This is a genomic window from Kitasatospora purpeofusca, from assembly GCF_000718025.1.
In the GTDB taxonomy this organism is placed as follows: Bacteria; Actinomycetota; Actinomycetes; order Streptomycetales; family Streptomycetaceae; genus Kitasatospora; species Kitasatospora purpeofusca.
This window is the reverse complement of the sequence record NZ_JODS01000031.1, coordinates 142933-165207: the sequence shown is the minus strand read 5'-3', so window position 1 is coordinate 165207 and position 22275 is coordinate 142933. Positions and strand designations below refer to the sequence as shown.

The 22275-nt window shown below is 74.1% G+C and carries 21 protein-coding genes and 2 pseudogenes; 11 read left to right on the top strand and 12 right to left on the bottom strand.

Annotated features, from left to right (window positions below):
* Nucleotides 1-105 precede the first annotated feature (105 nt).
* Together IF01_RS44535 and IF01_RS0133075 are read left to right on the top strand one after the other, a co-directional pair.
* Nucleotides 106-1584: an insulinase family protein gene (locus IF01_RS44535; RefSeq protein ID WP_030397295.1), complete on the top strand. Its 1479-nt coding sequence runs from the start codon at nt 106-108 to the stop codon at nt 1582-1584.
* A gap of 301 nt (nt 1585-1885) precedes the next feature.
* Entirely contained in the window at nt 1886-2527 is a 642-nt protein-coding gene (locus IF01_RS0133075; protein WP_051756679.1) for a hypothetical protein, read from the top strand.
* A gap of 80 nt (nt 2528-2607) precedes the next feature.
* Here IF01_RS0133075 and IF01_RS0133070 read toward each other — a convergent pair whose 3' ends face one another.
* Nucleotides 2608-4011, bottom strand: a complete 1404-nt coding sequence (locus IF01_RS0133070; RefSeq protein WP_030397293.1) for a CLIPPER-2 domain-containing protein — start codon at nt 4009-4011, stop codon at nt 2608-2610.
* Nucleotides 4012-4332: 321 nt separating this feature from the next.
* Here IF01_RS0133070 and IF01_RS0133065 point away from each other — a divergent pair, with 321 nt between their 5' ends.
* The 3 genes from IF01_RS0133065 to IF01_RS0133055 all read left to right on the top strand — a co-directional run bounded on the left by IF01_RS0133065 (nt 4333) and on the right by IF01_RS0133055 (nt 8664).
* Nucleotides 4333-4797: a hypothetical protein gene (locus IF01_RS0133065; protein ID WP_030397292.1), complete on the top strand. Its 465-nt coding sequence runs from the start codon at nt 4333-4335 to the stop codon at nt 4795-4797.
* A 199-nt stretch (nt 4798-4996) separates the two neighbouring features.
* Nucleotides 4997-5761 carry a DUF8817 family protein gene (locus tag IF01_RS0133060; protein ID WP_051756678.1) on the top strand — a complete coding sequence of 255 codons (765 nt, stop codon included), beginning with the start codon at nt 4997-4999 and terminating at the stop codon, nt 5759-5761.
* Between the two features lie 122 nt (nt 5762-5883).
* Nucleotides 5884-8664 carry a helix-turn-helix transcriptional regulator gene (locus IF01_RS0133055; protein WP_030397290.1) on the top strand — a complete coding sequence of 927 codons (2781 nt, stop codon included), beginning with the start codon at nt 5884-5886 and terminating at the stop codon, nt 8662-8664.
* A 43-nt stretch (nt 8665-8707) separates the two neighbouring features.
* Here the strand turns inward: IF01_RS0133055 and IF01_RS44530 are convergent, their stop codons facing one another.
* The 5 genes and pseudogenes from IF01_RS44530 to IF01_RS0133035 form a co-directional block, all read right to left on the bottom strand.
* Nucleotides 8708-9739: a polyprenyl synthetase family protein gene (locus IF01_RS44530; RefSeq protein ID WP_078880513.1), complete on the bottom strand. Its 1032-nt coding sequence runs from the start codon at nt 9737-9739 to the stop codon at nt 8708-8710.
* 153 nt (nt 9740-9892) lie between these two features.
* On the bottom strand, nt 9893-10963 hold the full coding sequence (locus IF01_RS0133045) for an alpha/beta fold hydrolase (protein WP_030397288.1): 1071 nt from the start codon (nt 10961-10963) through the stop codon (nt 9893-9895).
* Nucleotides 10960-11187: pseudogene (locus IF01_RS51805) on the bottom strand (response regulator transcription factor); the annotation flags it as partial. The gene IF01_RS0133045 and the pseudogene IF01_RS51805, both read right to left, overlap by 4 nt.
* 168 nt (nt 11188-11355) lie before the next feature.
* Nucleotides 11356-11847, bottom strand: a pseudogene (locus IF01_RS51800) (ATP-binding protein); the annotation flags it as partial.
* A 73-nt stretch (nt 11848-11920) separates the two neighbouring features.
* Nucleotides 11921-12529, bottom strand: coding sequence for a VOC family protein (locus IF01_RS0133035; RefSeq protein WP_030397286.1), 609 nt, complete (start codon nt 12527-12529; stop codon nt 11921-11923).
* 290 nt (nt 12530-12819) lie between these two features.
* On the opposite strand from IF01_RS0133035, the gene IF01_RS0133030 reads away from it, so the two are divergent.
* Nucleotides 12820-13305 (top strand): hypothetical protein, encoded by a 486-nt coding sequence (locus IF01_RS0133030; RefSeq protein WP_030397285.1) that lies wholly within the window; start codon nt 12820-12822, stop codon nt 13303-13305.
* A gap of 160 nt (nt 13306-13465) precedes the next feature.
* On the opposite strand, the gene IF01_RS42705 is transcribed toward IF01_RS0133030, so the two are convergent.
* The 6 genes from IF01_RS42705 to rho form a co-directional block, all read right to left on the bottom strand.
* Nucleotides 13466-13759, bottom strand: coding sequence for a hypothetical protein (locus IF01_RS42705; protein ID WP_037782026.1), 294 nt, complete (start codon nt 13757-13759; stop codon nt 13466-13468).
* 183 nt (nt 13760-13942) lie between these two features.
* On the bottom strand, nt 13943-14269 hold the full coding sequence (locus IF01_RS42700; protein ID WP_094745699.1) for a hypothetical protein: 327 nt from the start codon (nt 14267-14269) through the stop codon (nt 13943-13945).
* Between the two features lie 138 nt (nt 14270-14407).
* Nucleotides 14408-14653, bottom strand: a complete 246-nt coding sequence (locus IF01_RS50430) for a hypothetical protein (protein ID WP_244215709.1) — start codon at nt 14651-14653, stop codon at nt 14408-14410.
* Nucleotides 14550-15356, bottom strand: coding sequence for an LD-carboxypeptidase (locus IF01_RS42695; protein WP_244215703.1), 807 nt, complete (start codon nt 15354-15356; stop codon nt 14550-14552). Before IF01_RS42695 ends, IF01_RS50430 begins: the two co-directional genes overlap by 104 nt.
* 132 nt (nt 15357-15488) lie before the next feature.
* A complete protein-coding gene (locus IF01_RS44525) occupies nt 15489-16337 on the bottom strand; it encodes a hypothetical protein (protein WP_244215702.1) in 849 nt (282 codons plus the stop codon).
* Nucleotides 16338-16449: 112 nt separating this feature from the next.
* On the bottom strand, nt 16450-18441 hold the full coding sequence (gene rho, locus IF01_RS0133005; protein ID WP_167349788.1) for a transcription termination factor Rho: 1992 nt from the start codon (nt 18439-18441) through the stop codon (nt 16450-16452).
* A gap of 1 nt (nt 18442) precedes the next feature.
* Here rho and IF01_RS51205 point away from each other — a divergent pair, with 1 nt between their 5' ends.
* Genes IF01_RS51205 through IF01_RS0132980 form a run of 5 tightly spaced genes read left to right on the top strand, consistent with a single transcriptional unit; the run spans nt 18443 to nt 22266 of the window.
* Nucleotides 18443-18571: a hypothetical protein gene (locus IF01_RS51205; protein WP_255360276.1), complete on the top strand. Its 129-nt coding sequence runs from the start codon at nt 18443-18445 to the stop codon at nt 18569-18571.
* A complete protein-coding gene (locus IF01_RS0132995) occupies nt 18568-19041 on the top strand; it encodes a hypothetical protein (protein WP_208624380.1) in 474 nt (157 codons plus the stop codon). Before IF01_RS51205 ends, IF01_RS0132995 begins: the two co-directional genes overlap by 4 nt.
* 46 nt (nt 19042-19087) lie before the next feature.
* A complete protein-coding gene (locus IF01_RS0132990) occupies nt 19088-20905 on the top strand; it encodes a hypothetical protein (protein ID WP_030397279.1) in 1818 nt (605 codons plus the stop codon).
* Between the two features lie 48 nt (nt 20906-20953).
* Nucleotides 20954-21751 carry a thymidylate synthase gene (locus IF01_RS0132985; RefSeq protein ID WP_030397278.1) on the top strand — a complete coding sequence of 266 codons (798 nt, stop codon included), beginning with the start codon at nt 20954-20956 and terminating at the stop codon, nt 21749-21751.
* Nucleotides 21748-22266: a dihydrofolate reductase gene (locus IF01_RS0132980; protein WP_030397277.1), complete on the top strand. Its 519-nt coding sequence runs from the start codon at nt 21748-21750 to the stop codon at nt 22264-22266. Before IF01_RS0132985 ends, IF01_RS0132980 begins: the two co-directional genes overlap by 4 nt.
* The last annotated feature ends 9 nt before the right edge of the window (nt 22267-22275 follow it).

Genomic DNA, 22275 nt, shown 5'->3' with positions numbered 1-22275 from the left:
TGATCGTCCGGCCGCTCCGGCAGCCTAGCGATCACCTCCGACAGGGCGACGTCGCTCCTGCATCGGTGTTCAAGGTCGACAAAGCGATGAATGTATGATCATCCGATGCACCACGATGTCATCGACGGCGTCCCCGTCATCTGGACCGAGACGCCCGGCCCGCTCGAAGCCACCCTGATGTTCGGCTGCGGGGTCCAGGACGAGACCTTCCGCACCCTCGGGGTGACGCACCTGGTCGAGCACCTGGCGATGAGCACGCTCCCCCGGCTGCACTTCGAGCACAATGCCTCCGTCAGCCTCTCGATCACCGACTTCACCTGCACCGGCCGCCCGGAACAGGTCGTCGACTTCCTCGCCCGCGTCTGCACCGCCCTCACCGAACTGCCCCTGGAGCGGATCGAGAAGGAGGCCGGAGTGCTCGCCGCCGAGGGCAGCGGCGTGGCCGACCCGGTCACCGGCGAACTGCTGTCGATCCGTTACGGCACCCAGGGCCTCGGGCTGGCCTCCTTCGGCGGACCCGGCGCGGACCGGATCCCGCTCGACGCTGTCCGGGAGACCGTCGCCCGCCACTTCCACGCCGGCAACGCCGTCCTCGCCCTGACCGGCCCTCCGCCGCAGGGCCTGCGCCTCCCGCTGCCCCCCGGCGCCCGCACCGCCCGCGCGCCGCACCCGGCCCCGCGCCGCACCGACCCGTCCTGGCACCGGGCCGACGTTCCCGGTCCCGGTCTGCTGCTCTCCTGCGACCTCAACGACCAGGCGATGCTGCTCGCCACCCACGTCCTCTCCCAGCGCCTGACCGACACCGTCCGCCACGAGCACGGCCTGAGCTACGACGTCGGCGGCACCGCCGTATACGTCGGCCCCGGCCGCGGCGAGCGCAGCGTCCAGTTGGACGTCCGCGAGGGCCAGGAGAAGCGCGTCGCCGAACTGCTCTGGCAGGAGGCACTGCGCCTCGCCGAGGAGGAGCCCACCGAGGCCGAACTGGCCGAGGAGCGGCAGGCCGCCCGGGAGTTCCTGACCGACCCCCGCACGCTCGACATGGAGGTTGCCGAGCGCGCGGCGGACCTGCTGCTCGACGAGACCCATCTGGACGCCGCGACCAAGCTCGCGCAGCAGGCCGAGGTGACCCCGGCGCAGGTGCGGGAGGCTTTCGCGGCGGCGATGGAGACGGCGCTGCTGCTCGTGCCCCACCAGGTGGAGCAGCTGACACTCGGCCGGCCCGACCGCTCGGCCTTGCCCGCCGCCGACTGCTCCGAGCGCACCGCGCTGCCCGCCGGGCCGCAGTACCGGCCGCCGCTGCTCGCCCGGGCACGGTTCGGCGCGGCCCGTAAGGTCCGCCTCGTGGTGAACGCCGACGGCGCGTGGTGGCAGGACGAGGAGGGCCAGGTCCACGGCTTCCCGTACACCGAGGTGGTGGGTGTCGAGGTCCACGACGGCGGCCGCATCCTGCACGGCCTCGGAAACTGCTTCGTCCCGGTGACCCCCGAGCTCTTCGCCGGACTCGGCCCCGCCCTCGCCGCCATCGACACTGCCGTCCCGGAAACCCTGCGGTACCCGCTCTCGACCCTGCGCGCCACCGGGTGACCGGAGCCGGCGTCCACCGCCCCGCCACGGAACCGGCGTTCGTCCTCCCCGGGATGCGGCGCACCGCCTGCGCGCCGGCCGCCGCACACGGGAGATGACCCTCAGCCTGTTCGAGCCGGCCGAGGAGGCTGGGTCCCGCACCGACCGGCCGCTTCCACCTCCGGTTCTGCCGATGGTGCGGGCCCGCCGCGTGTCGCGCGGTGGATCGGGTGGGGGGCGTCCACCGGCGGGGTCAGAATGAGGCATGCGCGCAAGCCCCGGTCCGGTCGGTCCGTCGTCGGTGGGACCAGGTGGGGCCGCTGTGCGGGGGGAGCACTGGTGGCCGGTGTCGGTGGCGGTGGTGAGTGCCGGGCTGCTGCACGTGGCGCTGCCCGCGTCGTACCGGGTGGACCCGGTGTGGGTGGTGCCGGTGGTGCTGTTCACCCTGCTGGTGGTGCTGGTCGTCGGCGATCCGGGGCGGATCGACCGGCAGAAGGCCTGGCTGCGGGTGGTCACCGAGACCGTGATCGCCTTCATCACCGCCTCGAACCTGTACGCCGGGATCCACCTGGTGTCGGACATCCTGACCGACAACAAGCTGTTCGCCGACAACGCCACCGGCCTGCTGGCGACCGGTGGCGTGACCTGGGTGACGAACGTGATCGCCTTCGCGCTCTGGTACTGGGACCTGGACCGCGGTGGCGCCGCGGCCCGTGCCCACCGGCCCGCCACCGGACCGGCGTTCGTGTTCCCCGAGATGCAGCACACGGCGTACGCACCGACCGGCTGGGTGCCGGTCTTCGCCGACTACCTGTCGCTGTCCTTCTGGACCGCGACCGCGTTCAGCCCGACCGATGTCTCCGCGATCAGGCGGTGGGCCAAGCTGCTGATGATGGTCGAGGCCGCGACCTCCCTGATCGTGGCGACGCTGGTGATCGCCCGCGCGATCAACATCCTGCAGTGATCGACATCCTGCGCTGAGGCGGGGTTCGCGGGTCCGGCCCCGGCTCGGACGGGCCGGGGCCGGACAGCGGGTCGGCCGGGTCAGCAGGGGCCGCAGCCGGGGGGCGGGCAGGCGGGGGCGGGCTTGACGCAGACGGTGACGGAGTCGGTGTTGTCGGCGCGGTGGAGGTCGGTCTCGGTGGCGTGCGCCGTCGCGGTGTTGGTGACGGCGCCCGGGGCGGTGGCCTTGGCCCGGAGGGTGAGGGTGGCGGAGGCGCCCGCGGCCAGCGTCCCGACGCTCCACACGCCGGTGCCGGGGGCGTAACTGCCGCTTCCCGTCTCGGCGGAGAGGAAGGCCAGGCCGGCCGGGAGGGGGTCGGTGACCGTGACGCCGGTGGCCGTGTTGGGTCCGGCGTTGCGGACGGTGACCCGGTAGGTGACGGTCTGGCCGACGGTGACGGTGGTCTCGTCGGCGGACTTGGCGACGCTCAGGTCGGCCGCCGGGAGGACCTCGGTGTCGGCGGGGCCGGAGGTGGCGGTGAGGGGTTCGGGGGTGGCGCCGAGCCGGTTCTCGTAGGTGGCGGTGGCGGTGTTGGTGAGGTGCCCGCCGGCGCTGTCCTCGTCGATGGTGACCCGGTACTCCACCGTGGTGCCGTTCGGCAGGGTGTCGGTGTTGGGCAGGCTGCCGCCGTGCCCGGCGGTGGCGCCGTTGCCGAGGTTGAACGTCACCCGGTTGGCCACCGGGTCGTAGGAGGCCTGGTCGTCACCCGGCCGGTCGGTCTTCGCCCCGGCGTTGGGGCCGTTGACGATGCGCAGGGTCCCGGGCAGGTAGGTGGTGCCGTCCGGGACGGTGTCGGTCAGGACGAGGGCCTCGGCGTTGCCACCGCCCTCGTTCCTGGCGACGATCCGGTAGGTGATGGTGTCGCCCACCTGGAGGGGACCGTCGGGGATCGCGGACTTGGTGAGGGTGACGGCGGGGGCGGTGCCGAAGAAGATGCCGTCGAGGAAGTTCCCCACCGACTGGTTGCCGCCGGCGGAGGCGACCGAGCGGAAGGCGAAGCGGGTGACGGTCTGCCCGGCCGGCACGGTGTAGGTGCCGGAGTAGAAGCCCCAGGCGGTGGTGCCGTCGGTGAACTGGCGCTGCTGGACGACCGCGGCGGGCCGGCCGATGTCCAGGGCCATGGTGTCCTGGCCGAGCCGCCCCCGGTGGTAGAGCCGCCAGTACAGCGTGGCGCCCGGGGTGGTGGGCAGGTCCTGGTAGAGGGTGGAGACCTGGTTGGCGTTGAGCTCGGCGAACTGGGCGCCGTCGGCGGAGGGGACGCCGTTGAAGCCGTCGTGCCAGAGCTCGATGAGGTGGTCGGTGGCGGTGGTCAGCCAGCCCGGGACGCGGTTCGGGCTCTGGGTCTGGGAGGCGTCGGGCAGCAGCGCGTTGCTGCCCGCGGCGACGGCGGGCTGCTCGAAGCTGCCGTTCACGAGAGTGATGCGGGACGGGGCGGGAGTGGTCACGTTCTTCCCCTTTGTTCCGGTGCCGGGATCCGGTGGCATCCGCCTTCAGGGTGCGGCAATGGTTCTTGTACGGACGAGAGCGCGGGCAGCGGCTCCCGGAGCACGCGTGGGCGCGAACCGCCCCGGATCGCGCCCCGCCCCGCCGCGGCCGCCGCGCGGTTCACCGTTCCGGCGGTTCCTGCCCACAGAGGCAGCGCCGACCAGCGCCGGGGGCACCGGCCCCGAATTTCGTTGACGCTCCGTCAAGAGCTGGCCGAGGCTGGCCGCGGGCCGCACCGGCCCGCACCTCCCGTGCAGCACCAGCACTCCCCAGGAGCAGTGATGAACAGGATCAGGACCGCCGTCGTGGCCCTCGCCGCCGTGGCCACCCTCGGACTGGCCTCGTCCCCCGCCCTCGCCCAGAGCCAGGGCGACGACCGGGGCCAGGCCCAGCCGGCGCCCCGGCCCAAAACCTGCAACGCGAGCGGCGGCACCTTCTTCTGCGGCGGCGACTACGGCGACGGCAAGACCTACGTCACCCTCTCCGACGGCACCAAGCAGCTGTTCGTGATCGGCACCGACTTCAACGTGTGGACGACCTGGTTCCCGCCGAAGGGCGCGCAGGCCGCGTGGATGTCCCTGGGCGGCGACCACGACTTCGCCAACAAGGTCAAGATCGTGAACAAGAAGGGCAACGCCTTCAGCATCGGCTCGCGCTCCTTCACCATCGGCGCGGACCTCTTCCGCGACCGGGACGCCGGCGGCAACTGGGGCGGCTGGTGGACCAAGGCCGTCCCCCGCGGCTGACCTCCGGGGCCCCGACCCCGGACCGGCCCGGCACACGGCGTGCCGGGCCGGTCCGGCATCGGGCGGGACGCCGTTGCGGCCGCAGCCTCGCGGGACAACTCATGGGCGCCGGGGCGGGTTCTGCGGCAGGCTCGGAGATTCGGGTCCGAGCTCCGGGCCCGAGGCTCGGGTCCGAGCGGGAGGCGAAGAGGTGGCGAGGATGACAGGACCGACGGTGCGCGCGAACGAGACCACGGTGCCGGTGCTGCCGTGCGTGTCGGTCGACGAGACGCTGGAGTTCTACCAGGCGCTCGGGTTCGAGGTCACCTACAAGCAGACCCGGCCCTACGTCTACCTGGCACTGGAGTGGAGCGGGTTCGCGCTGCACTTCGGGACTCCGCCCAAGAACCTGGAGCCGAGCCACGAGGACGGCGGGGCCTGCCTGGTCCTGGTGGACGAAGTCGCGCCGTACCACGCCGAGTTCACCCGGGCCCTGCGCGCCGCCTACGGGCGGACGCTGTCCACCGGCCGGCCGCGCATCACCCGGTTCAGGCCGGGGGCCAGCCGCTTCACCCTCGTCGACCCGTCCGGGAACTCGATCATCTTCATCCAGCGGGACGAGCCCGCGGAACTGGAGTACGGCGGCTCGAAGGACCTCACCGGACTGGCCAAGGCGCTCGACAACGCCCGCGTCCTCAGCGAGTTCAAGAACGACGACCGTGCCGCGCTGCGGGTCCTGGTCACGGCCCTGCGCCGGCACGGGGACACCGCCGCGCCGTTGGAGGTCGCCCGGACGCTTGCCACCCTGGTCGAGCTCGCCACCGCGATGGAGGAGACCGACAGTGTCGACGAGTGGCGCCGTCGGCTGAACGCGCTCGACCTCACCGAGGCCGAACGTCACCGGGCCACCGCCGGGCTCCGCGACGCCGAGGCGCTCCGGCTGCGGCGCGGCGGCGCGGGCGCGGGAACCGTCGGCACACCCTGACGTTCCCGCGCGCGGGGTCGGCCGCCCACCGGGCCGGGCCGGGCCCCGCGCGGGTTCGTAGGATGGGGGCGAGGCTCCTGGGGAAGGGGCTCTGCCAGGGGATACGCGGCGGAGGATGCGTGATGGAGCAGGACGCGACGCGCCGGTTGCTCGGGCGGCAGCGGGAGGCGGAGACGCTGGAGCGGCTGCTGCGCGAGGTGCGCGACGGGCGGAGCCGGGTGGTGGTGCTGCGCGGTGAGGCGGGGATCGGCAAGTCCGTGCTGCTCGACCACGTGGCCGCCGGGGCGGCGGGGATGCGGGTGGTCCGCACGGAGGGCGTCGAGGCCGAGTCGGAGTTCGCGTACTCGGGCCTGCAGCGGCTCTGCGCCCCGCTGCTGACGCACCTGGACGGGCTGCCGCCGGTCCAGCAGGACGCGCTGCGGGTGGCGTTCGGCCTGAGCGGCGGGCACGCGCCCGAGCTGCTGCTGGTCGGGATGGCGGTGCTCGGACTGTTCGCCGAGGCGGCGGCCGGGAGCCCGCTGGTGTGCCTGGTCGACGACGCGCAGTGGCTGGACCTGATGTCGCTGCGGATCCTGGGGTTCGTCGGGCGGCGGCTGGGCGCCGAATCGGTGGCGCTGGTCTTCGCCGAGCGGCTCGCCGACGGGGAGGGCGAGCTCGCCGATCTGCCGGGCCTGCCGCTGCGGGGGCTGGCCGACCCGGACGCCCGGACCCTGCTCGGCTCGGTGCTGCCCGGTCCGGTGGACCCTCGGGTGCGGGACCGGATCGTCGCCGAGACCGGCGGGAACCCGCTCGCCCTGCTCGAACTGCCGCAGGGGCTGTCGGCGGCGGAACTGGCCTTCGGCTTCGGCGGACACGGCGTCACCCCCGTGGCGACCCGGGTCGAGGACGGGTTCCGGCGGCGGGTCGACGCGCTGCCCGCCGACACCCGTGCCCTGCTGCTGCTCGCGGCGGTCGAGCCGGTCGGCGACGAGCTGCTGCTGTGGCGCGCGCTCGGCCCGCTGGGCATCGGGCCCGAGGCCGCCGCGCCCGCCGAGGCCGCCGGACTGCTCAAGCTGGGCGCCCCGGTGCGGTTCCGGCACCCGCTGGTGCGCTCGGCGGTCTGGCGAAGCGCCGAGCCCGCGGACCTGCGGGCGGTGCACGGCGCCCTCGCCGACGCGACCGACGCCGAACGCGACCCCGACCGCCGCGCCTGGCACCTCGCCCACGCGGCGGTCGGCCCGAACGAACCGGTCGCCGCCGCGTTGGAGCGGTCGGCGGACCGGGCCCTGGCACGCGGCGGCCGGGCGGCCGCCGCCTCGTTCCTGGAGCGCGCCGCCGCGCTCAGCCCCGACCCGGCGCAGCGGGCCCGGCGGGCGCTGGCCTCGGCCGCGGCACATCTGGCGGCGGGCACGGCGGACCGGGTCCCGGACCTGCTCGCCGCCGCCGAACTCGGGCCGCTGGACCGGTTGCAGCAGGCCGGGGCCGACAGACTGCGGGCGGGGGCCGCGGCCCTGACCGACCCCGGACCGGGTGCGATACGGCCACTGCTCGCGGCGGCGGTGACGCTCGGGGAGCTCGACCCGGCCGCCGCGCGCGAGACCTGCCTCGCGGCGTTCGGCGCGGCCGTCCGGGCCGGACGGCTCGACGGGGACGGGCTGCGGCGGGTGGCGGAGGCCGCCCGCGGGCTTCCGCCCGGGGCGGCGACGGCCGGTGCGGCGACGCCCGGGGACAAGGCGGCCGGCGACGAGGCGGCCGGGGCGCTCCTGCACGCCCTGGCCGTCTGGACCGAGGACGGACCGGTCAGGGCCTTCCCCCTGCTGGCGCGGGCGCTGCGCGCCGTCACCGACGGGGAGGACCCGGCGGTCCTGGCGCTCCTGGGTCCGGCCGTGGACGCGGCCGGGGAGCTGGGCGACCTGGCGTCGTGGCTGGACGTCACGGACCGGGCGGTGCGGTACGCCCGGACGACGGGAGCCCTGTCGGTCCTCTCCACGGCACTCCCCCACCGGGCGACCGCGCTGGGTCTCGCGGGTCGCTTCTCCGAAGCCCGGGACCTGCTGGCCGAGGGGGCGAACACCGAGGAGCCGACGGGGGCGGCGACGCGCCTGGCCGCGACGGGGCTGCTCAGCGCCTGTCGGGGGCGGGAGCGGTCGGCCCTGGAGGCGCTGGAGACGCTGGAACGGGAGGGCGAGCGGCGCGGTCTGGGCCGGTCGATCGCCGTGGCCGCGTACGCGCAGGCGGTGCTCCACAACGGCCTGGGCAACTATCCGCTCGCGCTGGAGGCCGCACAGCGGGGCCTGGAGTACCAGGACCTCGCCGTGCACCACTGGACCTGCCTGGAACTGGTCGAGGCGGCGACCCGCGTCGGCGGCCCCGACGCGCAGGCACAGGCGCGCGAGGCACGGGAGCGGCTGGCCGACCGGAGCCTGGCCGGCACCCCCTGGGCACGCGGCGCGGCGGCGGTCGCCGACGCCCTGACCGGTCCCGAGGAGCACGCCGAGGACCGCTACCGGGACGCGATCGAGCACTACGACCGGGGCGGGCTCCGGGTGTTCGAGGCCCGGACCCGGCTCCTGTACGGCGAGTGGCTGCGCCGCCGCAACCGGCGGGCCGAGGCCCGTACCGAGCTGCGGACGGCGCACGGGGCCACCGCGGCGATGGGCATGGAGGCGTTCGCGGAGCGGGCCCGGCGGGAACTGCTCGCCACCGGCGAGACCGTCCGCCGCCGGGCCGTCGACGCACCGGCGCTGACGCCGCAGGAGACCCAGATCGCCCGGCTCGTGGTCGCCGGGCACTCGAACGCGGAGATCGGGGCCCAGTTGTTCATCAGCCCCCGGACGGTCGAGTGGCACCTGCGCAAGGTCTTCGTCAGGCTGGGGATCGCCTCCCGCCGCGAGCTCGACGGGGCGCTGTCGGGCGGGCGGTGACCACGCTCCGGCCCGGCAGGTCCTACGGCCGCCCCGGTCCCGGCTATCGGTCCCGGGCACCCAGCAGGTACTCCGGGTACAGGTTCACCGTCTGATCGACCAGGCCGTGCAGCCCAGCGACGTACTCGCCCACCCCTCCGGCCTCGTCGATACTCGTGTGCAGCCCGTCGATCAGCGGCCTGACCACCGCTGCGAATGCCCGCAGCCGGCTCGGCTCGGTCAGCTGCGCCGCGAACTCCTCCCGGGCCGCCGGGGAGTCCGCGCACCCGACGAGCAGCTTCTCCGCCGCCGTGCGCTCCGGCTCGGACAGCGACTGCAGGTACTGCACCACCATGAAGGTGGCAGTCCCGTTGCGAAGGTCCTCGTACCGTCCCGAGGAGATGTCCCGCTGGTCGTTGACCAGTTGCCGCAGCACGCCGAAACGCGCGCCGAAGTCCCGCCACGCGTCCACGCGCGCCCCGTCGCACCCGGCCAGCACCGCACCCATCGCCGCGGCCATCGCGTACGGGGCACCGGTCTTGCCCAGGTAGCCGGCCATGACCTCGTCGGCGGTCGCCGTCGCCGCGGTCGCCGTGAGGTCCACGAGCTGCCCGGCTATCCCCCGGTGCCAGGCGCGCGACAGCTCCTGGCGCAGCCGCAGCGCCCGCTCCGGGTCGTCGCGGCACCCCTCGTCGAGCACCTCGGCCGCCAGGTGGCAGGCGATCCCGATCACGGCGAGCAGATCCTGGTCCGCACTGCCCGTGTCGGCCGCGGCGGACGACCGGGGCCCGGCGTCGGACAGGTCGTCCACGTAGCGCGCCGAGACCCACCACAGCACGTGCGCCACCGCCGCCGGCTCGGCCGGCACCGGGTCGCCGGAGTGCGTCCCGTGCACCAGGAACGGCAGCGCGACGATTCCGTCCACCGCCGGCCCCGAGCCGCGCCCGGCGATCCGGTCCAGGAAGCCGGTCAGGGCCCGTCCCATCGCACGGTCGGCGGCCGCGCCGGGACCGTCCGAGCCGATCAGCCCCACGCCCGTGCCGCGCAGCCGCCGCAGCACGGCGTCCGAACTCCAACTGGGTGCGCTTGCCGTCATGGTGTCCTCCGTGTGAATGCCCGGGCTCTTGAATTCGTTCGAAGATTCGAAGATCAAGGTACGGAGACACTATTACCGCAACGGTGCTTGCCGTGACGGTTATTGGGTTCTCTCGCCGGGCTGTTCACGGGTGGGCACATGTCCGAGGTCCCGTCACAGCCGGTCGGCGTCCAGCACGGCGCGGGCGAACGCCGCCGGAGCCTCCTGGGGTGCGTTGTGCCCGACGCCGTCGAGCACCCGGTGCTCGTACGCGCCGGTGAAGAACTTCCGGTACCCGAGGCCGTCGGTGGAGGCCAGGAAGGGATCGAGCCCGGGGTCCAGCGTGATGGTCGGCACGCCGATGGTGGGCCGGTCCGCGAGCCGTTGCTCGTAGCGGTCGTAGCGGGGTTCGCCGGCGGCCAGCCCCAGCCGCCAGCGGTAGTTGTGGGTGACGATCGCGGCGTAGTCGGGGTTGTCGAAGGCGGCGGCGGTGCGTTCGAAGGTCGCGTCGTCGAACGCCCAGGTCGGCGAAGCCTCCGCCCAGACCGCCCGGGCCAGCTCGCGGCGGTACTGCGGGTTCTCCAGGGCCCGGCGGCCGCGGTCGGTGGCGAAGTAGTACTGGTACCACCAGGTGTGCTCGGCCTTCGGCGGCAGGGGGTTCTGCTGCGCCCGGACGTCGGTGACGAGGTACCCGCTCACCGACACCAGGGCCCTGACCCGCTCCGGCCACAGCGCCGCGACGATGTCGGCCGTCCGCGAGCCCCAGTCGAACCCGGCCAGGACCGCCCTGCGGATCCCCAGCGCGTCCAGCAGGGCGACGACGTCGAGCGCGACCGCGGACTGCTGCGCGTTGCGGACCTCGGTCGGCGAGCGGAAGGTGGTGGTGCCGTGGCCCCGCAGGTACGGGACGATCACCCGGTAGCCGGCCTCGGCCAGCAGCGGGGCCACGTCGACGTAGCTGTGGATGTCGTACGGCCAGCCGTGCAGGCAGACCGCCACGGGGCCGTGCGCCGGACCCGCCTCGGCGTAGCCGATGTCGAGCACACCCGCGCGGACCTGCTTCAGCCTGCCGAACGTGCGGGCCGGGGCGGGTACTTCGGTCGGGGTGGGTACTTCGGTCAGGACCGGCACCTCGGCCGGGGCGGCCGGGCGTCCGGAGCGGTCGGCGGCGACGGCGCCGGTGGGCACGGCTGCGGCGCCCATGCCGAGACCGACCGCCTTGGAGAACGTACGCCTGTTGATCATGTTCGATCCTTCCTAGGAACTGGAACCTGCTGGTGTGCCCCGACGGTCGTGGTCCGGTTCAGGGCGTCGCGCAGCGCCGCCCGGCTGGTGATGCCCAGCTTCGGGAAGACGCGGTAGAGGTGCGAGCCGACGGTGCGCGGCGACAGGTGCATGCGCCGGCCGATCTCCTTGTTGGTCAGGCCTCCGGCCGCCAGGTCCGCGACCCGCCGCTCCTGCCAGGTCAACGGGGTGGCGACGGGCACCGCGGCGTGGTCCGGCGGGTACGTGGCGTCCGCGTCGGCGAGGACGGTGCCCCGGCGGGCGGCGACGGTCCACCCGGGCAGTGCGGCGGTGTCGAACCGTGACGCCACGTCGGCCCGGACCGCGACCAGCAGCCGCACCCGGCTGCCGGCCAGGCGCCGCCCCACGAAGCCGAGGACGTCGGCGCTGGAGTCGTCCAGCCACTGCCCGTCGTCCACGACCAGCAGCAGCGGCTGCCGCACCGCCGTCCGCGACAGCAGCCGGAGTACCGCGATGCCCAGTCGCACGACCGAGGGCCGGTCGCCCTCGGCCCGGCCGAAGACGGCGTCGAACACGGCGCGGGTCACCTCGTCCAACCGTGCGGCCTCGCCGAGCAGCGGATGGAGCAGCTGGTGCAGTCCGGCGTGGGGCAGCCCGGACTCCGCCTCGACCCCGCTCACCCGCACGACGCGGTGCCCCTCCCGCTCCGCCACCGCGGCGGCACGACCCAGGAGGGAGGTCCGGCCGACGCCCGGCACCCCGCGGAGCACCAGGGCCCGACCCGCCGTGCTCCGCGCCAGCGCCGCGAGCTCGGCGTGCGCACGCTCCCGCCCCGCCGGCCGGGCACCCGCGGCCTTCTTCTCGTTCTCCTTCTCCTTCGGCACCGGTCTCCTCCGCCGTCCGCCGTCGATCGGATCCCGCGCGCCCGGCCCGCCGACCGGGCTCCGCCACGGGGTGTCAGCCGCCCAGACCGGCGGCACGGGCCATGTGCGCGGCGTACCACGACGGCCAGTCCGGATCGTGGTGGCCGAGCCGCTCCTCGTACTCGCCGTGGGCGAGCGCCGCGTCGCGCAACGCCTGCTCGACCTCCGCCACCGAGCGGTACACCACCTGGGTGATCCGACCGGGCCGTCGGGCCGTCACCTCCTGGAGGACGAAGGTGTTGCCGTCCGGGTCGGCGAAGGTGGCGAAGGAGCCGTAGGACTGCCGGGTCGGATGCGGCCCCGGTACCCGGCCGGCGGTGCCGGCGTGGTGGAAGACACCGCCGGCGTCGTGGAACACCTCGCCGACGTCGACGCCGCGGGCGAGGAGCTCGGCGCGGGCCGCCACGACGTCGTCCACGACCAGGTGCACGCCCCGTTCCGACCCCGGCTCCGCGTCGGTGACGCCGCTGCCGACGACGATCGACGCGGCCGAGCCGGGCGGCGTCAGGTGCACGACCCGGAAGCCCCCGGGACCGGAGAAGTCGACGTCCTCGCGGAAGCCGATCCGCGTCCAGAACTCCTTGGCCCGGTCCACGTCCGAGACCGGCACGACCACGACCTCGATCCTGAGATCCACCGTCATCTGCTGCTCCTTCGCATCGGCGGGTGCCGCCCGGCACCCGCCGACAACGATCCCGGGAGCACCCGGCCCGTCGCCCCAGGGACGGACCCTGGTGGGGACCCTGGCCCGTGTCCCCCGGGTCCCCGGCCAGGGCCCCGGGGCAGGTGGACCAGGGTTCGACACGGGCTCGACGGGAGGGCACCGCCCGGCAACCTGGGTCCAGCGATCACCGGCCCGACCCGGTCCGACCCGGCCCGAATCGACGCGGTCCGAATCGACCCGCCCCGACCCGAGGAGCACGAGAACACACCATGGCCACCATCCACCTCACCGAGCGGACGCACGCGACACCGGAACAGTTCGTGGCCTGCCTCACCGACTTCGGTCCGGGCCGCCCGGAACTGTTCGGCAACAGCGCGGACGAGTACCTGAAGGTCCACACGAGGGGCACCGACCGCGCCGACGTCACCGAGGGCTCGGGCGGTATCTGGGAGCGGCTGCACTACGACTGGTCCGACCCGCACCGGGTGGTGATGACCACCGTCGACTCCAACATCTGGGGCGGCGCCTCCGGGCACACGTACACCTTCACGCCCCTGCCGGACGGCACGACGCGGCTGGACGCCGTGGTGGTGCGCGAAGGCAAGAACCTCCGGGGACGCCTCACCGGCCTGCTCCTGGGCAGTGTGGGCAAGGGTGTGCTGGCGAAGGCGCTGAGGATCACGGTGAAGGCCGTCGAGGCCCGCTCGGTCCCGCCCCACGACCGGCCCGAACCCACCACCCGGCACACCCGCTGACCAACCTCCGCACCGACGCCCGGACCGACACCCGGCGCGCCCTCGGCCGGACGGCGGGCCCGGGGAACGCCCCGGCGCCTGGCCGGGGGTACCGGCCAGGCAGGACCCGGCGCGGCAGGAGGCCCACCGTTCGGGTCCGTCCTGGGGTTCCGCCCCGCTGTCAGGCGTTCCAGAGCACACCATGACGGTGACGGACCGGCGCCATGTCCTCGCCCTCGACCTCGTGGCCGGCGCGGTGGAGTCCGCAGATCCGCTGGGCGGCGAGCCGACCCCGGAGCCGGGCGCGGCCCTCGGCCGTGGCGATCTCGACGGAGAACGAGTCTCCCCTGCAGTGAAGCATGATCCACTGCCAGGTGGTGGTCCGGCGCAGCGTCCTCGCCGGGGCAGGGCGGCGCCCCTCACGGGCGGCCCGGGCCAGCTCCGCGTGCGAGTAACGCAGGTCGTACAGGGACATGGACTCCCCTGCACCCTTCCGGACGCGGAGTCGGTCGGGAGTCGTGCGGACAGTTCGGGACATCGAAAGCCCTCCGTGGGGCCCTCCGGACTCTCCGGAGGCACCTACGGCGGGTGCGCGGTGGTCAGCACGCCTCAGCCCCTTCGTGGCTTCACGGCACCGTGGTCGGCCTCGGCCTGTGGTTCAACCTGCGTCGCTGCCGTACGGCGGCAGGGGGATGCGGTGGACGGCGTCGAGCTTGTCGATGATCTCCCGGAGTTCGCGGGCCGCCCGGGGCGACATCGCATTCATCGCCGTTTCGAGGAGAGCGCGAGCCTCCAAGGGGTTGCCGCAGCAGTACCAGTGCACGTTGCCCCACTCGTAGTCGTGCCGCAGCTGGCGCTCGGAGCGGTGGACGTGCTCCCTCCATACACGCACGGCAGCGGTGACGTCCCCCGGCTGCAGGTAGTTCCGGGTGCGTTCGAGGCGGTCGACCTCAAGGAGCGCCCGCGAGGAGACACCGTCGATCACGGGCCTCGAAGCCCCTGTCCGGTGCGGCGGGGGGCTGGTTCGGAGGACCGCCGGCCGTCTACGCGGCATGGCCTCGGTTCGTCGTCATGCGGCCCATGCTCGCACGACGACGAATGCTTCTCGAACGATTTCACCCGGTCACGCCGTCGTGTGCGGCGCCACCGCCGGTTCGAGCAGCGACAACGTCCGCCGCCGCGCGTCGAGGCCGACGCGGATGCCCAGCGGCAGCGGCAGGTTGGGGCCGGCGTGACCGAACTCGACGTTGCCCAGGACCGGGATGTCACGGTCGCCGAGGGCGTCGAGCACGATTTCGGGCAGGGTGGGGGACGCTCCGGGTTCGAGTCCGCCGATCTCGCGCGGGACGCCGACGACCATGCCGGCGATCCGGTCGAGGATGCCGGAGTGCCGCATCACCTGGAGGTAGCGTCCACACGTACGAGGCCAGGCCGCCCATCTCCTCCCAGAACAGCACGGCGCCGTCGAAGCGTTCGAGCGGCAGCGCGAAAGGCGTCGCCTGCGCCAGCACGATGCGATTGATCACTCCGCCGATCAGCGGGCCCTCGGCCCGGCCGGGGCGCCAGCACTCCCACGACGGGCTCGCCGGCAGCGCACCGATCGCCTCGGTGCCGGTCAGCAACCTGGAGTAGAGGGCTTCGAGTTCGGCCCGACGCGCCGCCGGGGCGGACTGCCAGTGCCCGCCGAAGCCGGGGACGGCCATGTCGGCGTGGAACCCGACCAGACCCGTGCGCGCGTGGAGCGCCAGGTGCAGCAGCGAGATGTCGCTGTAGCCGAGGATCGGCTTGGGGTCGGCCCTGATCGCCCCGATGTCGATCAGGTCGAGGTAGCCGAACACCGTCTGGCCGCCGTCACTCGCGACGATCGCGCGCACCTCGGGATCGCGCAGCAGACCGTTGAGCTCCCCCGCGATCTCCGCCGGCGTGGCCGCGCTCCACCAGTGGCGGCGCCCTGCTTCGAGCAGCGGAGCCCGGCGCACCCGGAATCCCATCCGCTCGAACACGGCCACCGTCCGCTCGACGTTGGGCTCGTGGGCGGCGGGCAACGGACCGGACAGCGAGGCGATGACCACGAGGTCTCCGGGCTTCAGCGCACGCGGTCGGAGCAGTCGCGCCGGTGCGGAATCAGTCATGGCGTCAGTGTTGCCCGGGGCCCGGTCGGAGTCACCCGGGTTTCGTCGGCTGCGGGCGAAGGCTCTCGGTCTTCAGGCGCGACGGGACGGGGAGTCGGTGACCACCTGACGCAGGGCCCAGTCCCGCAGCAGAGTCACGGCCTCCTCCCTTGCCAGCGGGCCGCGTTCGAGATGAAGGTTCTGCAGGTGGCGCGTTGCCGCGCCGATCCGCGGCCCCGGAGGCAGGCCCAGCAGGTCCATGATCTCCTTGCCGTCCAGCGCTGCCGGGACGTCCGGGAGCCGCCGACGTCTCTCGAACTCCGCAGCGGCACGGGCGGTTCTCGCGGTCTCTGCCGCCTGCTCCCCGTACCACTCCTCGTAGCTCGCCGCCCAGCGTGCGCTCAGGCCGAGCGAGTGCCAACCGGCCGTGTCCTGTTCCCGGCCGAGCCCCACCGCCAGGAACAGGTCCTGATGGTCCGCTTCCTCCGCACCGCCCGCACCGTCCGGAACGACACCGAGCAGCGCGAGCGCGGCATTGATCGGCCACTCCTCCCGTGGACCGGTGAAGTCCGCGTCGCGGAGCGGCCCCCACACCTTCGCCCCGGGACCGTACACGACCGCGGCCTGGTGTCCGTGTCCGCCGTGGAAGTCGGCCTCCACGTGGGCGATCGACCTCTCCGGGGCCCAGCCGTCCAAGGTCCCGCTCGACGTCCGGCTCGGGATGCGTCCGAAGGCCGGGAACAGCGCCCCGAGGGGTCGGCACTCGGGCCCGGTGCCGTCCAGGCCCGTGGGTGGGCCGGTCAGTTCCGCGAGGAGTTCCTCGGTGACGGGCACCAGCCCCATGGACTGCCGGAGCGGGGCGACCACTGCTTCCCGGATCCCGGCGGTCCGGCTCCTGAGCAGGTCGAAAGGTCCGATGACGGCGTTGAGCTCGTACGGCATTCCGGCAGGGTACCCGTACAGCCGCGGCGCAGTGACACGGTGACGAAGATCCGTCCAGGACCCGACTCGGCGGACCGGAGCGGGCGGCGGCGGAAAGCGGCCGTGCTCCGGATCAGACCTGGTGGGACGGGGAGTTGGTGACCACCTGGCGCAGGAGGTCGGCGTTGCCGCGGGTGCGCTTCACGCGGTCCAGGAGGAGTTCCGTGGCCTGCTGGGTGTCGAGGCCGCCCAGGGCCCGGCGCAGCGCCCAGGTCGCGGGGGTGCGGGCGGGGCCGAGGAGGAGTTCCTCGCGGCGGGTGCCGGAGGCCCTGACGTCGACGGCCGGGAAGACGCGCCGGTCGGCGAGGCGGCGGTCGAGGCGGAGCTCCATGTTGCCGGTGCTCTTGAACTCTTCGAAGATCAGGTCGTCCATCCGGGAGCCGGTGTCGACGAGGGCGGTGGCCAGGATGGTCAGCGAGCCGCCGTTCTCGATGCTGCGCGCCGCGCCGAAGAGCCGCTTCGGGTGCTGCAGGACGCTCGCGTCGAGGCCGCCGCTGAGGGTCCGCCCGTTGGCGGGGGCTGTGGCGTTGTGGGCGCGGGCGAGGCGGGTGAGGGAGTCGAGCAGGACGACCACGTCGTGGCCGAGTTCGACCAGGCGCTTGGCCCGCTCGATGGCGAGTTCGGCCAGCGCGATGTGCTCGCGGGCGGGCCGGTCGAAGGTGGAGGCGATGACCTCGCCCTTGACCGAGCGGCGCATGTCGGTGACCTCCTCCGGGCGCTCGTCGACCAGGACGACCATCAGGTGCGCCTCGGGGTGGTTGCGGGCGATCGCCTCCGCGATCGACTGCAGGACGAGGGTCTTGCCCGCCTTGGGCGGCGCGACGATCAGGCCGCGCTGACCCTTGCCGATCGGCGCCACCAGGTCGATGACACGGCCCGTCAGCTGCCGCGGGTCGCTCTCGGTCTCCAGGCGCAGCTGCCGGTGCGGGTACAGCGGGGTCAGTTCGTGGAACGCCGGGCGGGGCCGGGACTCCTCGGCGGGGTTGCCGTTGACCGTGTCGACCCGGGCCAGCTGCGGGCGGGCGGCGCCCGCGCGGGGTCGGGTGGCGCCGGAGCGGGCCTCGCCGGAGCGGTTGACGCCGGGGCGGACCGCGCCGGTCAGGACATCGCCGGTCCGCAGGCCGAGCGCTCGCACCTGGCCGGCGGGCAGGTGCACGTCGGTGGGACCGGGGAGGTAACCGGAGGTCCGCAGCACGGCGTTGCCCTCGCGGATGTCCAGCACTCCGGCGACGGGGAGGAGGTCGGTCGCGGCGGCGGTGTCCGGCTGCGCCGGTCCGTCGGAGCGGGCGCGCGCCCGCTGTGCGGGCCGGGCCACTTCGGCCGGCGGGGGGACGGTGGAGCGCGTGGAGGTGATCACCTCGACGAGTTCGCTCTTGCGCAGGCGGGCGGCGCCCTGGATGCCCAGGGCGGAGGCGAGTTGGTGCAGGTCGGCCTTCAGCAGGCCGTCCAGCGTGGTGGTGGTGGTGGTCGGTTCGGTGGTGGTCGTCACGAGCAGGTACTCCTGTGCGGTGTAAGGGTGTGGTGCGAAGAATGTGGTGCGGAGGGTGCGGTGGCGCGGCGGCCGTGGGTGGCCGGTCAGGTGCGCGGAGCGGGATCGCGGTTCGGCCGGCAACCGGTCGGGGTGCGCGGGACGGCGGGCGAATCGGCCTCGGCACGACCGTGGAACGGTCGGTGCAGGTGGCGTCGGCGGTCGCTGTCGCGTCGGCGCGGGTGCGCCCGGAGAATGCCCGGGGCGAGCGCTCTCAGCTGCTGCGGATGTGCCGGGAACGGAGCGTTGGAGCTGCTTCGATCTGCCGGTGTCCTGGCCGGCCACGACAAGGGGCTCGGCTGTGCAGTGGCGCCTGGTTCCCGCACCTCGAGGGGTGGGCTTCCAGCATCGCCTGTATGCAGGGTAGCACCATGGGTGGCCGCGGCGTCCCGGAATTCGCGAATGCGACCCGGCGTCGGCCCGGTGGGCCGCCCGCCGTGCCGGGCCCACCGGCACGCCGGGCACGTCGGTGAGGTCACATTGTGACGGCGGGATCTCACGCCTTCGGGGTGACCGCTTCGAGAAACCGGAGGTCATCATGCCGCGCACCCGCAAGGACGAGGCTCCGCTGCTCGTCGACGCACCGGTGGTCCAGGGCCGGTACGTCGAACTGGACGACTGGACGGTCTCCTTCGAGACCTTCCCCGCCGAGGGAGGCGCGCGATGAGCACGGCACCCGTCACCGCCGGCACCACCGGCATCACCGGTACCGCCGGTACCGCCGGTACCGCCGGTACCGCCGCCCGGGCACGGGACCTGGCCGAGGACTTCGTCGCCTTCCTGGAGACCGGCGTCCCGCCCGCCGGCCTGTTCGCGTCCGACGTCTTCTGCGACTTCACGATGCCCCGCTGGCGCCTGCAGGCCCGGGGCGTCGACGACGTGCTCGCCCTGCGGCGCGCCGGGCACCCCGCCCCCGGCCGGGTCCCGCGGTCGCGGTTCGACGCCACCACGACGGGCTTCGTCCTGGAGGTCGAGGAGCGGTGGGAGCAGGACGGGCAGCCCTGGTACTGCCGGGAGCTGTTCCGTGCCGACGTCCGGGACGGATCGATCCGCGAGCTGTCGGTCTACTGCACCGGCGACTGGGACCGCGCCCGGGTGGCCGAGCACGCCCGGAGCGTCGAGCTGCTGCGCGCCTGAACACCGCGAACGGCGCCCGCCGACGCTCCCGCCGTACGATCGGCGTATGGAGGCCGAACCGGCGCCGGCGGCGGCCCGGAGCGGTCTGCCGGCGGCCTACGAGCGGGCGCGGGAGACGGGCGACGCCGAGCTGATGGCCGCGGCCGCGCTCGACCTGCCGTCCGGCCAGCGCTTCGGCGTCCATCCGGGGCGGGTCCCGGCGCTGATCCACGAGGCGTACGCGGCCGCCGTCACCCCGGTGAGCCGCTGCCGGCTGGCCGCCGCCCTGGCCCGGGCCTGGGTGTACGGCGGCAACGCGCGCCGGGCGACGGCCTTCGCCCAGGAGGCGGTGGCCCTGGCGGACGGCCTCGACGACCCCGAGGTCCTCGCCGAGGCGCTGGACGCCGCGCTGGTCGCGCGCTGGGGGCCCGACGACTTCGCCGAGCGCCTCGCGCTCTCCGCCCGGCTGGCCGACACCACGGCCCACCTCACGGATCCCGAGGCGCGGCTGACCGGCCACCTGTGGCAGCTGACCACGGCCTGGGAGTGCCTGGACCTCGTCGCCGTGCAGCGCCAGCTGCGGGCGCTCGACACGCTCGCCGAGGAGTCCGGGCGGCCGCGCCACGCCTTCTTCGCCGCCTCGCGCCGTGCCGCGCTCGCCCTCGTCCAGGGCGACACCGAGCTGGCCGACCGGCTCCTCGCCCGGACCCGCGAGCTCGGTGCCCGGGCCGCCGAACCCGACCTGGAGGCGGTCGTCCACGACCTCCGCGCCGCCCGTGCCCGCCGCGCGGGGGACACCGCGGCGCTGCGCCGGGAGGCAGCGGCCTTCGAGGAGTTCGGGGCCGCCGAGGGCGTACCGTCCGTGTCGGCCGAGGCTTCCGTGCTCTGGCTGGCCGCCGGTGCGGAGGGGCGGGCGCGGCAGCTGCTCGACCGGCTCGCCGGTACGGGCTTCGGGACGGTGACGCGTGACGTCGACTTCCTGCTCACCGTCGCCTGCCTCACCGAGGTCGCGGCGGCGCTGCGCTGCGACGAGCTCGCCGACGACGGCGCCCGCCTGCTGGCGCCGTTCGCCGGCCGGGCCGTGCTCAACGGCGGCGCGGTCACCTTCCACGGCGTGGTCGACGACTACCTCCACCTCGTGGGGACCGCCCTGGCCCTCCCCGGCGCGGCCGACGCGCGCCGCGCCGCAGCGGCCGCCTACCGGCGGATCGGCGCCACCTGGTGGCTGAACCGGCTCGCCGTACCCGCTCCGACACCGGCGCCCCGGGCCCGTACCGTCCATCTGCACCCCGCCGACGAGTCCGGCTGGCTCGTCGGCGACGAGGGCTCGGCGTTCCTGCTCCCCCGTCTGAGGGGCCTGGACCACCTGCGCACGCTGCTCGGCCGGCCCGGCGTCGAGGTGAGCGCGCTCGAACTGTCCGCGGCGGCCCCGGGCCGGGCCGGCACCGCCGTCATGGGCGCCGTCGTCGACTCCGAGACCGCGGAGATCGCCGACCGGCAGGCCCTGGCCGCCTACCGGGCCCGGCTGCGGGACATCGACGCCGAACTGGACGACGCCGCTTCCTGGGCCGACCGGGGCCGGACCGACCGGCTGCGGCTGGAACGCGAAGCACTGCTCCACGAGCTGCGCGCGGCCACCGGTCTCGGCGGCAGGCCGCGCCGCTTCAGCTCCACCGACGAACGCGCCAGGGTCGCCGTGCGCAAGGCCGTCGTGTCCGCGCTCGACCGCGTCGCCGCGCGGGACAGCACGCTCGCCGGGCTGCTGCGCGACACGGTCCACACCGGCGCCTCCTGCCGTTACGACCCGGACCCCGCCCGACCGGTGACCTGGCTGCTCGACCCGCCGGACGTGGCGGGCGGCGACGCGCCACGGCCGATCGTCTGACCCGCCGCGGATCAAGGCGGACCGAGCGGGCACGTACACTTTCCCCTCGTGGTGGACACCCAGTACGAAGACCTGTTGAAGCACACGCTCACCGCCGGGACGGCCAAGGCCGACCGGACGGGCACCGGTACCCGGAGCGTGTTCGGACACCAGCTGCGCTACGACCTCTCGCAGGGGTTTCCGCTGGTCACCACCAAGAAGGTGCACCTGAAGTCCGTGGTGTACGAGCTGCTGTGGTTCCTGCGCGGCGAGTCCAATGTGAAGTGGCTGCGTGAGCACGGCGTCACCATCTGGGACGAGTGGGCCGACCACGAGGGCGACCTCGGCCCCGTCTACGGCGTCCAGTGGCGCAGCTGGCCCACCCCCGACGGGCGGCACATCGACCAGATCAGCCAGGTCCTCGACACGCTGCGCAACGATCCGGACTCGCGCCGCATGATCGTGTCGGCCTGGAACGTGGGTGAGCTGGACGCCATGGCGCTCGCCCCGTGCCACGCCCTGTTCCAGTTCTACGTGGCCGACGGCCGGCTCTCCTGCCAGCTCTACCAGCGCAGCGCGGACCTGTTCCTCGGGGTCCCGTTCAACATCGCCAGTTACGCGCTGCTCACCCACATGGTCGCGCAGCAGGTGGGCCTGGAGCCCGGGGACTTCATCTGGACCGGCGGTGACTGCCACATCTACGACAACCACGTGGAGCAGGTGACCGAGCAGCTCTCGCGGACGCCGTTCGACTTCCCCGAGCTGCGGCTGCGGCAGGCCGACTCGCTGTTCGACTACGCGTTCGGCGACGTGGAGATGGTGGACTACAAGCACCACCCCGCCATCAAGGCACCGGTCGCGGTATGAGGATCGGACTGATCTGGGCCCAGACGCCGGACGGTGTGATCGGCGCGGACAACACGATGCCGTGGCACCTGCCCGAGGACCTCGCGCATTTCAAGGCGACCACCCTCGGGCGCCCCGTGGTGATGGGCCGCCGCACCTGGGAGTCGCTCCCGCCGCGGTTCCGCCCACTGCCCGGGCGGCGGAACATCGTGGTGACCCGCAATCCGCAGTGGTCGGCGGACGGCGCGGACCGTGCCGGATCCCTCGACGAGGCGCTGGAGCTCGCGGCCGCGGAACCCGGGACGGGTACCGCGGCCGAGACGTGGGTGATCGGCGGCGGGCAGCTCTACCGCCAGGTCATCGACCGGGCCGCGACCCTGTCGGTCACCGAGGTCGACCTGTCGGTGCCGGGCGACACCTACGCCCCCGCCGTCGGCCCCGCCTGGACGGTGGCCGAGGACGGCGGACCGCAGACCTCGGCGTCCGGTGTGCGCTACCGGATCCGCACCTACGTACGCCGCGGCGACTCGGACTGATCTTCCGGA

Bases quoted from the DNA above. Each gene is read 5' to 3' on its own strand.
- IF01_RS0133035 (WP_030397286.1), bottom strand. From the start codon at position 12,529: ATGACGGTGGATCTCAGGATCGAGGTCGTGGTCGTGCCGGTCTCGGAC.
- rho (WP_167349788.1), bottom strand. From the start codon at position 18,441: ATGACCTCCGGTTTCTCGAAGCGGTCACCCCGAAGGCGTGAGATCCCG.
- IF01_RS44530 (WP_078880513.1), bottom strand. From the start codon at position 9,739: ATGACGGCAAGCGCACCCAGTTGGAGTTCGGACGCCGTGCTGCGGCGG.
- IF01_RS0132995 (WP_208624380.1), top strand. From the start codon at position 18,568: ATGAGCACGGCACCCGTCACCGCCGGCACCACCGGCATCACCGGTACC.
- IF01_RS0133045 (WP_030397288.1), bottom strand. From the start codon at position 10,963: ATGATCAACAGGCGTACGTTCTCCAAGGCGGTCGGTCTCGGCATGGGC.
- IF01_RS0133030 (WP_030397285.1), top strand. From the start codon at position 12,820: ATGGCCACCATCCACCTCACCGAGCGGACGCACGCGACACCGGAACAG.
- IF01_RS0133060 (WP_051756678.1), top strand. From the start codon at position 4,997: ATGACAGGACCGACGGTGCGCGCGAACGAGACCACGGTGCCGGTGCTG.
- IF01_RS44535 (WP_030397295.1), top strand. From the start codon at position 106: ATGCACCACGATGTCATCGACGGCGTCCCCGTCATCTGGACCGAGACG.
- IF01_RS44525 (WP_244215702.1), bottom strand. From the start codon at position 16,337: ATGCCGTACGAGCTCAACGCCGTCATCGGACCTTTCGACCTGCTCAGG.
- IF01_RS0132990 (WP_030397279.1), top strand. From the start codon at position 19,088: ATGGAGGCCGAACCGGCGCCGGCGGCGGCCCGGAGCGGTCTGCCGGCG.
- IF01_RS0133055 (WP_030397290.1), top strand. From the start codon at position 5,884: ATGGAGCAGGACGCGACGCGCCGGTTGCTCGGGCGGCAGCGGGAGGCG.
- IF01_RS0133065 (WP_030397292.1), top strand. From the start codon at position 4,333: ATGAACAGGATCAGGACCGCCGTCGTGGCCCTCGCCGCCGTGGCCACC.
- IF01_RS51205 (WP_255360276.1), top strand. From the start codon at position 18,443: ATGCCGCGCACCCGCAAGGACGAGGCTCCGCTGCTCGTCGACGCACCG.
- IF01_RS0132980 (WP_030397277.1), top strand. From the start codon at position 21,748: ATGAGGATCGGACTGATCTGGGCCCAGACGCCGGACGGTGTGATCGGC.
- IF01_RS42705 (WP_037782026.1), bottom strand. From the start codon at position 13,759: ATGTCCCTGTACGACCTGCGTTACTCGCACGCGGAGCTGGCCCGGGCC.